This window comes from Stenotrophomonas maltophilia (genome assembly GCF_047497515.2).
Taxonomy (GTDB): domain Bacteria; phylum Pseudomonadota; class Gammaproteobacteria; order Xanthomonadales; family Xanthomonadaceae; genus Stenotrophomonas.
In genome coordinates, this window is the sequence record NZ_JAXAXL020000028.1 from 22390 (window position 1) to 35735 (window position 13346).

Annotated in this window: 13 protein-coding genes; 7 read left to right on the top strand and 6 right to left on the bottom strand. The window is 66.2% G+C overall.

The window, feature by feature from the left end:
* Positions 1 to 38 precede the first annotated feature (38 nt).
* The 5 genes from lepB to recO are packed head-to-tail and all read left to right on the top strand — an operon-like array spanning position 39 to position 3555.
* Positions 39 to 833: a signal peptidase I gene (gene lepB, locus ACMZPQ_RS22205; RefSeq protein ID WP_197583681.1), complete on the top strand. Its 795-nt coding sequence runs from the start codon at positions 39 to 41 to the stop codon at positions 831 to 833.
* Between the two features lie 37 nt (positions 834 to 870).
* The gene (locus ACMZPQ_RS22210; RefSeq protein ID WP_197583680.1) at positions 871 to 1254 is read left to right on the top strand and encodes a DUF4845 domain-containing protein; all 384 of its coding nucleotides are present in this window, start codon (positions 871 to 873) and stop codon (positions 1252 to 1254) included.
* Positions 1244 to 1924 (top strand): ribonuclease III, encoded by a 681-nt coding sequence (rnc, locus tag ACMZPQ_RS22215; protein WP_197583679.1) that lies wholly within the window; start codon positions 1244 to 1246, stop codon positions 1922 to 1924. Before ACMZPQ_RS22210 ends, rnc begins: the two co-directional genes overlap by 11 nt.
* Positions 1921 to 2817, top strand: coding sequence for a GTPase Era (gene era / locus ACMZPQ_RS22220; protein ID WP_005410599.1), 897 nt, complete (start codon positions 1921 to 1923; stop codon positions 2815 to 2817). The genes rnc and era overlap by 4 nt, the downstream gene beginning before the upstream one ends.
* Positions 2818 to 2835: 18 nt before the next feature.
* A complete protein-coding gene (gene recO / locus ACMZPQ_RS22225; protein ID WP_197583678.1) occupies positions 2836 to 3555 on the top strand; it encodes a DNA repair protein RecO in 720 nt (239 codons plus the stop codon).
* A 432-nt stretch (positions 3556 to 3987) separates the two neighbouring features.
* Here recO and ACMZPQ_RS22230 read toward each other — a convergent pair whose 3' ends face one another.
* Positions 3988 to 4971, bottom strand: coding sequence for a LysR family transcriptional regulator (locus tag ACMZPQ_RS22230; RefSeq protein WP_197583778.1), 984 nt, complete (start codon positions 4969 to 4971; stop codon positions 3988 to 3990).
* A gap of 208 nt (positions 4972 to 5179) precedes the next feature.
* On the opposite strand from ACMZPQ_RS22230, the gene cysK reads away from it, so the two are divergent.
* A complete protein-coding gene (gene cysK / locus ACMZPQ_RS22235) occupies positions 5180 to 6139 on the top strand; it encodes a cysteine synthase A (protein WP_197583779.1) in 960 nt (319 codons plus the stop codon).
* Between the two features lie 268 nt (positions 6140 to 6407).
* A complete protein-coding gene (locus tag ACMZPQ_RS22240; RefSeq protein WP_197583780.1) occupies positions 6408 to 7007 on the top strand; it encodes an O-acetyl-ADP-ribose deacetylase in 600 nt (199 codons plus the stop codon).
* A gap of 91 nt (positions 7008 to 7098) precedes the next feature.
* Here ACMZPQ_RS22240 and ACMZPQ_RS22245 read toward each other — a convergent pair whose 3' ends face one another.
* The 5 genes from ACMZPQ_RS22245 to ACMZPQ_RS22265 form a co-directional block, all read right to left on the bottom strand.
* Positions 7099 to 8187: an ABC transporter substrate-binding protein gene (locus tag ACMZPQ_RS22245; RefSeq protein ID WP_197583781.1), complete on the bottom strand. Its 1089-nt coding sequence runs from the start codon at positions 8185 to 8187 to the stop codon at positions 7099 to 7101.
* A 128-nt stretch (positions 8188 to 8315) separates the two neighbouring features.
* Positions 8316 to 9320: a class I fructose-bisphosphate aldolase gene (locus ACMZPQ_RS22250; RefSeq protein ID WP_006465625.1), complete on the bottom strand. Its 1005-nt coding sequence runs from the start codon at positions 9318 to 9320 to the stop codon at positions 8316 to 8318.
* A gap of 196 nt (positions 9321 to 9516) precedes the next feature.
* Positions 9517 to 10983, bottom strand: a complete 1467-nt coding sequence (gene pyk, locus ACMZPQ_RS22255) for a pyruvate kinase (protein ID WP_197583783.1) — start codon at positions 10981 to 10983, stop codon at positions 9517 to 9519.
* A gap of 209 nt (positions 10984 to 11192) precedes the next feature.
* On the bottom strand, positions 11193 to 11846 hold the full coding sequence (locus tag ACMZPQ_RS22260; RefSeq protein ID WP_197583784.1) for an HAD hydrolase-like protein: 654 nt from the start codon (positions 11844 to 11846) through the stop codon (positions 11193 to 11195).
* The gene (locus ACMZPQ_RS22265) at positions 11843 to 13018 is read right to left on the bottom strand and encodes a phosphoglycerate kinase (RefSeq protein WP_197583787.1); all 1176 of its coding nucleotides are present in this window, start codon (positions 13016 to 13018) and stop codon (positions 11843 to 11845) included. Before ACMZPQ_RS22265 ends, ACMZPQ_RS22260 begins: the two co-directional genes overlap by 4 nt.
* Positions 13019 to 13346 lie beyond the last annotated feature (328 nt).

Genomic DNA, 13346 nt, shown 5'->3' on the forward strand with positions numbered 1-13346 from the left:
CGGGGCCGGTCGTCCGGTGACGTTGCAAAGGACCCTGAATGAAACTGTTTGAGATCCTCCTGGTCGTGCTGACCCTGGCCTCGGGCCTGATCCTGCTTGCGGACAAGCTGTACCTCGCCAAGCGCCGCGCCCAGCGCGCGGGCCTGCTCGATTCCGAGCCGGTGCTGGTGGATTATTCGCGTGCGTTCTTCCCGGTGCTGGCGATCGTGCTGATCGTGCGCAGCTTCATCGCCGAGCCGTACAAGATCCCGTCCAGTTCGATGATGCCGAACCTGCTGATTGGCGATTTCATCCTGGTCAACAAGTTCTCCTACGGCCTGCGCCTGCCGATCAGCAACACCAAGATCGTGCCGTTCGGCGAACCCTCGCGTGGCGACGTGGTGGTGTTCCACTTCCCCGGCCACAGCGACAACGACCCGGCCAAGGGCGAGAACTTCATCAAGCGCGTGATCGGCGTGCCGGGTGACACCGTGGTCTTCGAAGGCGACAGCGTGACCCTCAACGGTGAGCCGCTGAAGTACGACAACAAGGGTATCTACGCCGGCCACAAGGGCCAGGGCGAGGGCGCCAACCTGCTGGTCGAGCACCTGCCGGGCCGTACCCACACCGTGCTGGAGACCGAGTATCCGCGTGGCCAGGGCCAGTGGACGGTGCCGGCCGGCAAGTACCTGGTGATGGGCGACAACCGCGACAACAGTGACGACGGCCGCTTCTGGGGCCTGCTGCCGGAAGAGAACCTGCGCGGCAAGGCGTTCCTGATCTGGCTGAACTGCCAGGGCTGGTTCTGCAAGGATGGCTTCGAGCCGTCGCGGATCGGTTCGAGCATCAACTGAGCACCTTCACATCCAACGCGTATCTGGGGAGAACGCAATGAAGACGATGAACACGCAGCGTGGCATGACCCTGACCTCGTTCCTGGCGGTCCTGATCGTGGTTGGTTTCTTCCTTTACATCGGCATGAAGCTGTTCCCGATGTACCAGGAGTACTACGCGGTGCGCTCGGCGATGAAGAGCCTGGCCAACGAGCCGGGCGTGGGCAGCATGGAGCCGGCCCGCATCCAGGAACTGTTCTTCAAGCGCCTGTACATCAACTACTCGGAAAACGTGAAGCCGGCGGACGTGAAGTTTGATCGTCGCGACAATGGCTGGACCCTCAAGGTCAACTACGAAGTGCGTCGCCCATTGATCGGCAACCTCGACGTGGTTGGCAAATTCGATTCATCCCAGGACCTGATACGCAGCGGTGCCCAGTAAATTCATCCAACGTGGCGACCTGATCGGTCATCCCTTCCGCGATGCGGCCCTGCTCAAGCAGGCGCTGACCCATCGCAGTGCGGGTGCGCCGCACAACGAGCGCCTGGAGTTCCTCGGCGACAGCATCGTCAACATGATGGCGGCCGAAGCGTTGTACCAGCGCTGGCCCAAGGCGGACGAAGGCGCGATGACCCGTGCGCGCGCCGAGCTGGTGCGTGAAGGCGCGCTGGCGGTGATCGCGCGGACCCTGGAGCTGGGCGACCGCCTGACCCTGGGGTCGGGTGAATTGAAGTCCGGCGGCCATCGCCGCGACTCGATCCTGGCCGACGCGGTCGAAGCCGTGGTCGCCGCGATCTATCTGGACGCCGGCTTTGAAGTCTGCCGGGCAGTGGTGCTGCCCTGGTTCAGCGCGTCGATCGAGGCGCTGCCGGCTTCCGGCCGGCCCGAGAAGGACCCCAAGACCCGCCTGCAGGAATGGCTGCAGGCCCGGCAGAAGGCGTTGCCGCAGTACGAACTGGTGTCAGAATCCGGTGACGACCACGCCAAACACTTCCGGGTACGCTGCAACGTAGCCGACCCGGCCGTCAGCACCGAGGGCGAAGGCGCCTCGCGGCGGCTTGCCGAACAACAGGCGGCTGCGGCCGTCCTAGAACAACTGGATTCCAAGTGAGCGAACAAACTCCCCATCATTGCGGCAGCGTGGCCGTCATCGGCCGCCCGAACGTGGGCAAGTCGACCCTGACCAATGCCCTGGTCGGCGCCAAGGTCAGCATCGTTTCCAACCGCCCGCAGACCACGCGTCATCGCCTGCTGGGCATCGCCACCTACCCGGAAGGCCAGCTGGTGCTGGTCGACACCCCCGGCCTGCACAAGGTGCAGAAGCGGGCGATGAACCGGGTGATGAACCGCGCCGCGCGCGGCTCGCTGGAAGGCGTCGACGCCGGCCTGCTGGTGATCGAAGCCGGTCGCTGGGACGAAGAAGACAGCCTGGCCTTCAATGTGCTGCGCGACGCTGGCATCCCGGTGGTGCTGGTGGTCAACAAGATCGATCGCCTGAAGGAAAAGGGCGCGCTGCTGCCGTTCCTGCAGCAGGTGACCGAAGGCCGCGATTTCGCCGCCGTGCACCCGATCTCCGCGCAGAAGCGCAATGGCCTGGAAGCGCTGGTACGCGATGTGCTGAAGCTGCTGCCGGAAGCCCCGCCGATGTTCGGCGAGGACGAGATCACCGACCGCAGCCAGCGTTTCCTGGCTGGCGAACTGGTGCGCGAGCAGCTGATGCGCCAGCTCGGCGAAGAGCTGCCGTATGCCACCACCGTGGAGATCGAGCGCTTCACCGAAGACGGCAACCTGCTGCGCATCGGTGCGGTGATCTGGGTCGAGCGCGAAGGCCAGAAGGCCATCGTGATCGGCAAGGGCGGCGCCCGCCTGAAGGAGATCGGTGCCAAGTCCCGCCTGCAGATGGAGCGCCTGTTCGGCGCCAAGGTGTTCCTGGAAACCTGGGTGCGCGTGCGTGAAGGCTGGTCCGACGACGAGGCCGCACTGAAGGCCTTCGGTTACGAGTAAGCCGGACCGGTCGCTTCGATGATGATCGAGGACGACACCGGCTTCGTGCTGCATGCACGGGCCTATCGCGAGACCAGCCTGCTGGTCGAGGTATTGAGCGCGCAGCATGGCCGCCTCGGCCTGCTCGCGCGTGGTGTTTCAACGGCGAAGGGGCAGGTGCTGCGCGCCGCCCTGCAGCCGTTGCAGTGGATCCGCTTCAGTGCCCTGCAGCGCGGTGAGCTGGCCCAGCTGCGCGGCGCCGAGGCGCTGGATGCCGCGCCGCGATTGGTTGGCCAGGCGATGCTGGCCGGTTTCTACCTGAGTGAACTGACCCTGCGCCTGGCGCCCCGCCAGGATCCGTTGCCGGAACTGTACCTGGCCTACGGCGAGGCGCGCGCGCGGCTGGCGGTGGGCGCGGGCCTGGCATGGACCCTGCGCCGCTTCGAGCGCGAGCTGCTGTCCGCGCTGGGCCTGGGCTTCGAGCTGGACACTGCCAGTGATGGCCAGCCGATCGATCCGGCGGCACGTTACGGACTGGACCCGCAGGAAGGGCCGCAACGGCTGTTGAGCGAGCGTGGCGGTGAGCGCAATGCAGCGGCCACGGGTTCGGCGCTGCTGGCCCTCGCGTCCGACGAAGAGCCCGATGCGGCCGACCTGGCCAGCCTGCGCCTGCCGATGCGGCGGGTGCTGGCCCATCATCTGGGGCCGCGCGGCCTGAAATCCTGGGAACTGCTCGAGCAGCTCGCCCCCAGGCGTTGAAGGGTGTTTGGCAGGGCTTGCAGCCCTGCACCCGCGGAATCAACGTCAACGTCAACTGCAAAAGCTGGCTATCCGTGGGTAGGCGGGGTGGGTCCGGTTGCGGGAGACGCCGTAAACCCATCCATGGGGGCTTGGCCGCGGCATCCATGCCGCGGACACTCCCGCAACCGGACCCACCCCGCCTTCGACAGTTTTCCGCAATCTGCAGTAGATCCACGCCATGCGTGGATGAATTTCCATCGGAATCGAATATTTCGAATTGGAATCGAAAAGCATCCACGCATGGCGTGGATCTACCGTGTCGACCAAGGTCGACACCCACCGACAGCCGTAGAGATCTGTCAGCGGTGGGGCGGTGTCCCACGGAATGCAAGCTGTTGCCGTTGCCGTTGATTCTGCGGGTGCAGGGCGCAGCCCTGCTCGACCCACCCTTCAGACCGTGATGGTCTGGGTCAGTGACTCCCAGGTCGGGGGAACCGGCCACGCCGCAGCCTGGTTGCCATCCAGCACCCGCCGCAGATCGCGCGGATCGATCTGCGGGGCCAGCACATGCACCAACTCCAGCGCGTAATCGCGCAGCACGCGGTCGCGCGGCAGCACCGCCCACGCGATGCACTCGGTGATCGGCGCCGGGGCCGGCCACGCGCGCAGGTCTTCATCATTGGCACTGACCGCCATCTCCGCCAGCAGCCCCACGCCCAGCCCGGTACGCACGTAGGTCTTGATCAGGTCCGCATCCAGCGCGGTCAACGCAAGGTCCGGCACCAGGCCGCTGGCGGCGAACGCGCGCTGCAACGACGAGTTCGGCCGTGTCGAAGATTCGTAGCTGATCAGCGGTTGCCGGGCCAACGCGGCCAGGTCCGGCGCGCGGCCGGCGCGATCCAGTGGATGGCCCTTGGGCACCACCACCAGGCGGCGCCAGCGGAACAGCGGCACGGCGATGCCATCGGTCGGCTCACCACCGGCGGTGCTGATGATGGCGATATCGGCATCACCCTGGTTCAAGCGGTCCAGCGCGTCGGCTTCACCGGCCTGCTGCAGGTGCACGCTGACCTGCGGGTACGCCTGCTTGATCGCCGCCACCGCCGGCGGCAGCACGAAGCGCGCCTGGGTGTGGGTGGTGGTCAGGATCAGCTGGCCCTGGCTCTCACGACGCTGATTGGCGGCATAGGTGCGGATGTTGTTGGCCTCGGCCAGTACCGCGCGGGCGCGGGCGATGACCTCGGTGCCGGCCGGGGTGACCGATTCCAGGCTGCGCCCCTTGCGCACGAACAACAGGAAGCCAAGTTCGTCCTCCAGCTGCTTGAGCTGCTTGGACAGGCCTGGCTGGGTCGCGTGCACGCGCGAGGCGGCCAGCGTGATGTTCAGCTCGGCGTCGGCGATGGCAACCAGGTAGCGCAGCTGTGTCAGCGTCATGGGCAGGCAGGCGGCATGGGGCGGAGGTCCACTCTAGGGTCAATTGCCGTCACCAGCTTATAACCAAAGGTTGTTTAAGAAAGGTATCTGGTCATTTCCGGGCGTCATATGCCGGCGCTACGGTCAGCCGGCAGCCGCTGGCCTGAACAGCCAGCCCTCCCCCTTCGCCCGCCGAAGCCCGGCGAGGCCCCGTTTCCGGAGCGCTTCCATGGCCCTGTACGACTCCATCCTCGATACCGTCGGCAACACCCCCATCGTCAAGCTGCAGCGCCTGGCGCCACCGCAGGTCAGCCTCTACGCCAAGGTCGAGTCGTTCAACCCGGGCGGCTCGGTGAAGGACCGCCTGGCGCTGGCGATCATCCTCGATGCCGAAGCACGTGGCCTGCTCAAGCCGGGCGACACGATCGTCGAGGCCACCTCGGGCAACACCGGCGTGGCGCTGGCGATGGTCGCCGCCGCGCGCGGCTACAAGTTCGTGGCCACCATGGTCGAGACCTTCTCGGTGGAACGCCGCAAGCTGATGCGCGCCTATGGCGCCAAGGTGATCCTGACCCCGGCCGCCGAACGCGGCAGCGGCATGGTGCGCAGGGCGCGCGAGCTGGCCGAAGAGCATGGCTGGTTCCTCGCCAGCCAGTTCGCCAACCCGGCCAACCCGGCGTATCACCGCAACACCACCGCCGCCGAAATCCTGCGCGACTTCGCCGGCAAGCGGCTGGACTATTTCGTCAGTGGCTGGGGTACCGGCGGTACGCTCACCGGTGTCGGTGAAGTGCTGAAGGTCGCGCGCCCGCAGACCCGCATCATTGCCACCGAGCCGGCCGGCGCCGCTCTGCTCAAGGGCGATGACTGGAAGCCGCACAAGATCCAGGGCTGGACGCCGGACTTCGTGCCCGACGTGCTCAACCGCGCCGTGGTGGATGAACTGGTGTCGGTCGAAGATGACCGCGCCATTGCCACCGCACGACGCCTGGCTGCTGAAGAAGGCATTTTCGTCGGCATCTCCGCCGGCGCCACCGTGGCCAGCGCGCTGGACGTGGCCGCGCGTGCTGAACCGGGCGCCGTGATCCTGGCGATGCTGCCCGACACCGGCGAGCGCTACTTCTCCACGCCGCTGTTTGCCGATGTGAATGAAGGCTCCGACGACGATTGGCTGGCCGGCCTGCCGTGACACCCGGGGTCAGAGCCTTTTCCATCCGGAAAAAGGATCTGACCCCCTCCTGCTGGATGCCTGGGGTCGGATTCCTTTTCCGCAGGGAAAGGGCTCCGACCCCGTTTCGCTTCAGCCTGCATGAAGGCACCGCCCGCCATCGTGCGTGAAGGCCGTCGGATCGCAGCGCGTGAGACGGTCATGACGCAGTATCGATGCCCTGTCCCCTACCGTGGTGACAGCCAGCGCAGATGCTGCGCGGATCACCTCACAGGCAGGAGACGGACGCATGAAGATCGAAGTTTGGCAGGGCGACATCACGACCCTGGCGGTGGATGCGATCGTCAACGCGGCCAATGAAACATTGCTCGGTGGCGGCGGTGTAGACGGTGCGATCCATCGCGCCGCCGGCCCGGCCTTGCTGGCCGAGTGCGAGCAGTTGCCGGAGCTGCGCCCGGGCATGCGTTGCCCGACCGGCGAGGTGCGCGCTACGGCCGGATACGCATTGCCCGCACGGCATGTACTGCACACCGTGGGACCGGTCTGGCACGACGGCCAGCGCGACGAACCGGCACTGCTGGCCAACTGCTACTGGAAGTCACTGCAGCTGGCCGAGTCGCTGGGCGTGCAGTCGATCGCGTTCCCGGCGATCAGCTGCGGCGTGTACGGCTATCCGCTGTACCAGGCCGCGCAGATCGCGGTGACCGAAACACTGGCGTGGCAGCGCAGCCATGCACAGCCGATGCGCATCGTGCTGGTTGCGTTCAATACCGCCACCGCCAAGGCCTACCAGCAGGCGCTGGCGGCGGCCGGGCAGAACACTGAAAGCGAGCCGCGCAGCACGATGCTGCCGCCGCTGGGTGATGCGGGCCTCGCCGCCGCGCATTGAGCAACGGACTGGAAGAACGGGAAAAGGCCGGGCATTGCCCGGCCTTTTCCGTTGTGCGGTCAGTACCATCCACGCATCGCGTGGATCTACCTCAGGGGCTGACCGCCTCCACGGCGGCCGCATCATCGGCGCTGGCGCCTGCCACCTGCACGCGCACTTCCACCAGCCCGGCGCCATTGTTCAGGCTGGACACGTCGACCGTGTAGTGACCGGCCGGCAGCGTTTCCACCAGGCGTGCATTGGTGTCGTTGCCACCATCGTCGTCGGACAGCTCGACGTCGGCGCCGACCACGCGCAGCACGGTGTCGACCTGGCTGGAGATCGCATCCAGGCGCACGTCGGCCGGACGATCCAGGGTCAGCAGGAAGCGGCGGCGACCTTCGTTGTCGAGCATGGTGTACACGCTGCCCGAGGCCGGCAGTGGCGTGCCATCGCGCTCGACCAGATTGCCCGGCAGTTCAATGCGGGTGGCCGACAGGGTAAACATGCCATTGACGCCGTCACCGAGGCCGCGCGCGCTCAGGGTGTACTTGCCGGGCTTCAGCGACAGGCTCAGGCGCGAGTTGGCGCTGTCACCGCCATCGTCGTTCTCGGCATCCACGCCCTGGCCGGACACCTTCAGCACCGGATCGAAGACATCCGACACCAGGCGGATCTCGTACAGGCCTTCCTTCTCCACCTGCAAGGTGTAGTCCTGCGAATCGCTGGCCAGCATGTCGACGATTTCGCCGCTCCCCACCAATGGCTTGCCGTCGTACGGCTTCAGCTTTTCGGCGCGCAGGCGGTACGGACCGAATTCGGACGGGCCATCGGCATTGACGGCCACCTGGTAGGTGCCGCCGCCATTGGCGCGGAATGCCAGCGAGACATCACCTTCGCGCTCGTAAAGGGTATTGCTGGTGGATACCAGGCTGCCGTTGTTGAACACGGCGATCGAACCGTTGAGCGCACCGGTCAGCTTCAGGCCGACCAGCTCCTTGTCGTCCAGCGTGATCTGGTAAAGCTGGTGGTGGCTGCCGTCGTTGAAATTGATGCCGCTGCGCGTGGTGATCTCGCCGGACACCGGCTTGTCGAATTCGAGCGGTGCAGCCTTGCCCGCATCCATGCCCGTACCGATGCGGTTGCAGCCGCCGGCGACCAGGGCCGCGGCAACGGCCAGTGTGAGTGCTGCCAGACGCATGTTGTTTCTCCTTGGCCTTCCATGTAATGCCCACGTACCGGCCGGGTACGCGGGCGCGGAAAAGATACCCGCAAAAGCAAACGCCGGCATGATGCCGGCGTTGCCTTTTCATCCAGCGATGGAACCGATCAGCCGTTCCACTTGCCCAGCGCGGCCAGGCCGTTGTCCTTGGCGCGCTCGTACACGGTCTTCTGGGCAGCAGCGTAGTTGCCCTTCATGTCCTTGGCCCACAGCTTCAGTGCCGCCTGCTGCATGGCGCGGCCGTAGGAGAAGCTCAGCGGCCACGGCAGGTTGCCCAGCTGGTTCATCGCGTTCAGGTGCTCGGTGGACTGCTCGTCGCTCTGGCCACCGGACAGGAACACCACGCCCGGCAGGATCGCCGGCACGGTGCTCTTGAGGCACATCACGGTCGACTCGGCCACTTCCTCGACGTCGGCCTGCTCGTCGCAGCCCTTGCCGGAGATGACCATCGATGCCTTCAGGATGGTGCCTTCCAGCAGCACGTTCTGCTGGTACAGCGCATCGAACAGCGAACGCAGGGTGGCTTCGGTGACTTCGTAGCAGGTCTCGATGTCGTGGTCGCCGTCCATGATCACTTCCGGCTCGACCATCGGCACCAGGCCGCATTCCTGGCACAGCGCCGCATAGCGGGCCAGCGCATGCGCATTGGACTCGATGCAGGTGCCCGACGGAATGCTTTCGCCGATGTTGATCACCGCACGCCACTTGGCGAAGCGCGCACCCAGCTTGTAGTACTCCTGCAGGCGCTCGCGCAGGCCGTCCAGGCCTTCGGTCACCAGCTCGCCCGGGCAGCCGGCCAGCGGGTGCGCACCCTTGTCCACCTTGATGCCCGGAATCATGCCGTGGTCGGCCATGTACTTGGCGAACGGCACGCCGTCCTTGGTCGACTGGCGGATGGTTTCGTCGTACAGGATGGCGCCGGAAATGTGCTCGTTGAGCTTCGGCGTGGTCAGCAGCAGCTCGCGGTAGGCACGACGGTTCTCCTCGGTATTCTCGATACCGACGCCAGCGAAACGCTTGGCGATGGTAGCGGTGGATTCGTCGATCGCGATGATGCCCTTGCCCGGGGCGACCATGGCCTGGGCGGTTTCGGCCAGCTGTTCGATGCTCATGTATTTCCTGTGGCGGGTGCGGGAAAAACGTAAGTATAGCCCTGCTGCCCGTCGCCTCGCCGTGGAGGCCAGGGTGGAAACGCTTCCAATGTCTGCACCGGACAAGCAATGTCCTATCGCTGGGGGTCAGGGCCCCTCCGGGGATCTGACCCCGGGTCGGATCCGCGCAGCGGCTCCGACCCGATACCGTCAGGGCTTATAGATCGCCCAGGCCGCTGGCGCGGCCGTCTTCGCCCACTTCCAGCAGGCGCAGGGTGTTGGTCGCACCCAGGGTTTCCATGTGCTCGCCACTGGTGAACACCACGCGGTCACCGGCCTGCAGCAGTTCCGATTCCACCAGCAGGCGGATGCTGCCACGTGCGGCTTCGCGCGGGGTCAGGCCACGGCTGTCGAAATTGATCGGATAGACATCGCGCATCAGCGCCATCTGGCGACGTGCACCGTCGTGGCGGGTCACCGCGAACACCGGTGCCTTGGCGCGGAAACGCGACAGGTAGCGTGCGGTACCGCCGGATTCGGTCATTGCCACGATCGCGCGCACGCCCACATGCTGCGACAGGAACATGGTCGCCATGGCGATGGCCTGGTCGGCACGTTCCAGGTTGCGCGGCGAGGCGTTGAAGTCGGTCTCGGTCTGGAACTGGCGCTCGGCGCCCAGGCAGATGCGCGCCATCGCTTCCACGGCCTTGACCGGATAGGCACCGGCGGCGGTTTCGGCCGAGAGCATCACCGCATCGGTACCGTCGATGACCGAGTTGGCCACGTCCAGCACTTCGGCGCGGGTCGGGATCGGGCTTTCCACCATCGACTGCAGCATCTGCGTGGCGGTGATCACCACCTTGTTCTGCGCCAGCGAGGCCTTGATGATCTTCTTCTGCAGGCCCGGCAGTTCGGCGTCGCCGATCTCCACACCCAAGTCGCCACGGGCCACCATCACCACGTCGCTGGCCTCGACGATCTCTTCCAGGTTCTCGATGGCTTCGGTGCGCTCGATCTTGGACACCAGTGCGGCGTAGCAGCCATGCGATTCGGCGATCTCACGCGCATCATTCATGTCCTGCGCATTGCGGCAGAACGATACGGCGATGAAGTCCACGCCGATCTTGGCGACGATGCCGATCAGTTCCTTGTCGCGCTCGGTCAGCGCCCCCAGCGACAGGCCACCGCCCTGCTTGTTCAGGCCCTTGCGGTCGGACAGCGCGCCATCGTTGAGCACGGTGTTGATGATGCGCTCGCCCTGCACCTCGACCACCTGCAGTTGCATCAGGCCATCGTCGAGCAGCAGCACATCGCCCGGGCCCACGTCCTGCGGCAGGCCCAGGTAGCTGACACCGACCTGGCTGGCAGTGCCCGGGCCGGCGTTCTCGCTGGCGATCAGGTCGAAGCGGTCGCCCGCCTTCAGCTGCACCTTGCCTTCTGCGAAGCGCTCGATGCGGATCTTCGGGCCCGGCAGGTCGGCCAGGATGCCCACTTCCACGCCCACGCGGGCCGCAGCGGCACGCACTTCGGCGGCACGCTTGGCCTGGCCGGAGGGGTCACCGTGGCTGAAGTTGAGGCGCACCACGTTGACGCCGGCGCGGAACAGATCCTCCAGCACGCCCGGCGGATCGGTAGCCGGACCGAGGGTGGCAAGGATCTTGGTGCGACGCTGACGCTCGAACATGGTGAAGGGGCCTCTCCCGATAAAGAACGGAAATTAGCACATCCTTCACGCCGCATGTATACGGTTACAGCCTTGTGCCGCCTGACTTCGCGGGTCATGGAACGGACATGGTCCGGACATACGCTGGCGCAGGGCGTTCTGTAGCGTCGAGCCCCTGCCCGGCTGGGCATGCGCTGAAGCAGCCGCGCAGGGCTCGGCGCTACAGAAAGCTAGGCCAGCAGCGTTTCCAGCTGTGCCGGCTCATGGGCCAACTGGCCGGCGCCGGCTTCGGTGAGTTCCGCTTCGCCGCCAAAGCCCCACAGCACGCCGACACTGCGCAGGCCGTGGTGGCGTGCGCCTTCGATATCCATGCGGCGATCGCCGATCATCCAGCACTGTGCGGGCTGCACTTGCAGCCGGCGCAACGCCTCGCCGACCAGCTCCGGCTTGTGGCTGCGCGAGCCGTCCAGGGTCGAACCGATGATCTCCTCGAACAACCCGCCGAACGGCAGGTGGGCAAGGATACGGCGCGCATGCGGTTCGTTCTTGGCGGTGACCACCGCCAGGCGGTGGCCACGACCATGCAGCGTGCGCAGGGTGTCTTCCACCTGCGGGTACACCGTGTGCTCGCGCCAGCACTCGGCATCGAAGCGTTCACGGTAATAGCCCACCGCCTGTTCCACCCGCGCCGGTTCAATGAACAACGGCGCGAACGTGGTGCGCAGCGACGGACCGATCCAGCCCAGCAGCGTCGCCTGCGGCGGTACCGGATGGTCCATCTTCTGCAGCGCATAGGCGATGCACGCGGTAATGCCGACCTGCGAATCGATCAGCGTACCGTCGAGGTCGAAGAACAGGACATCCTTGCGCGGGTCGGCACTCATGCGCCGCGCGCGTCGAGCGCGGCAACCGCCGGCAGGGTCTTGCCTTCCAGGAATTCCAGGAACGCGCCGCCACCGGTGGAGATGTAGCTGACCTCCTTGGCGATATCGAACTTGTCGACCGCGGCCAGCGTGTCACCACCGCCGGCGATGGAGAACGCCTTCGAGCTGGCGATGGCGCGGGCCAGCGCTTCGGTGCCCTTGCTGAAGGCCTCGAACTCGAACACGCCGACCGGGCCGTTCCAGACCACGGTGCCGGCCTTTTCGATCAGCTGCGCGTACTGCGCGGCGGTCTGCGGGCCGATGTCCAGGATCAGATCGTCTTCGGCAACAGCGTCCACCGCCTTCACTTCAGCCACGGCATCGGGCAGGAACTGCTTGGCGGTGACCACGTCGACCGGCAGCGGAATGTCAGCGCCACGCGCCTTGGCATCGGCCACGATCTTCTTCGCGGTATCCAGCAGGTCCGGTTCGTACAGCGACTTGCCAACGTTGAAGCCAGCGGCAGCGATGAAGGTGTTGGCGATGCCGCCACCGACGATCAGCTGATCGACCTTGCCGACCAGGTTGGCCAGCAGTTCCAGCTTGGTGCTGACCTTGCTGCCGGCGACGATGGCCAGCAACGGCTTGGCCGGCGCGCCCAGCGCCTGGGCCAGCGCGTCCAGTTCGGCCATCAGCAGCGGGCCGCCAGCGGCGACCGGCGCGAAGCGGATCACGCCGTGGGTCGAGGCCTGGGCGCGGTGCGCGGTGCCGAACGCGTCCATCACGAACACGTCGCACAGCGCGGCGTACTTCTTCGACAGGGCCTCGTCGTCCTTGCCCTCGCCGACATTCATGCGGCAGTTTTCCAGCAGCACCAGCTGGCCCGGCTGCACGTCGACACCATCAACCCAGTCGCGCACCAGCGGCACTTCGCGGCCCAGCAGCTCGGACAGGCGTGCGGCGACCGGCGCCAGCGAATCGGCCTCGCTCCACACGCCTTCCTTCGGGCGCCCCAGGTGCGAGGTGACCATCACCGCCGCGCCCTGCTCCAGCGCGCGCTTGAGCGTCGGCAGCGAAGCGGTGATGCGCTGTTCGGAAGTGATGCGGCCATTCTCGATCGGCACGTTCAGATCCTGGCGGATCAGCACGCGCTTGCCGGAGAGGTCGAGGTCGGTCATGCGGACGATGGACATGGGCAACTCTTTGGCTCAGGGACGGGATGCCGGGCTACGGCAGATGGCCATTGTATCGGGTGCGGGTGGTGGGAGGGCCGATGCCTGCGGCAGGCAGAGGCGCAACTGCAACTGCAACAGCCAAAGCGCTGGCGCTTCGTGGTGCCGTGGATGGGCCGGGGCGGTGTGGGCTGGCAGGGGACGCCGTAAACCCGTCCTTGGGGGCTTGGCCGCGGCATCCATGCCGCGGACACCCCTGCCAACCCACACCGCCCCGGCCTCGACAGGTTAATGAGGCAGAGCGGATGGCAAAGGCAAAAGCAGTGTGTGGTGTCGGATGAAGAACGAA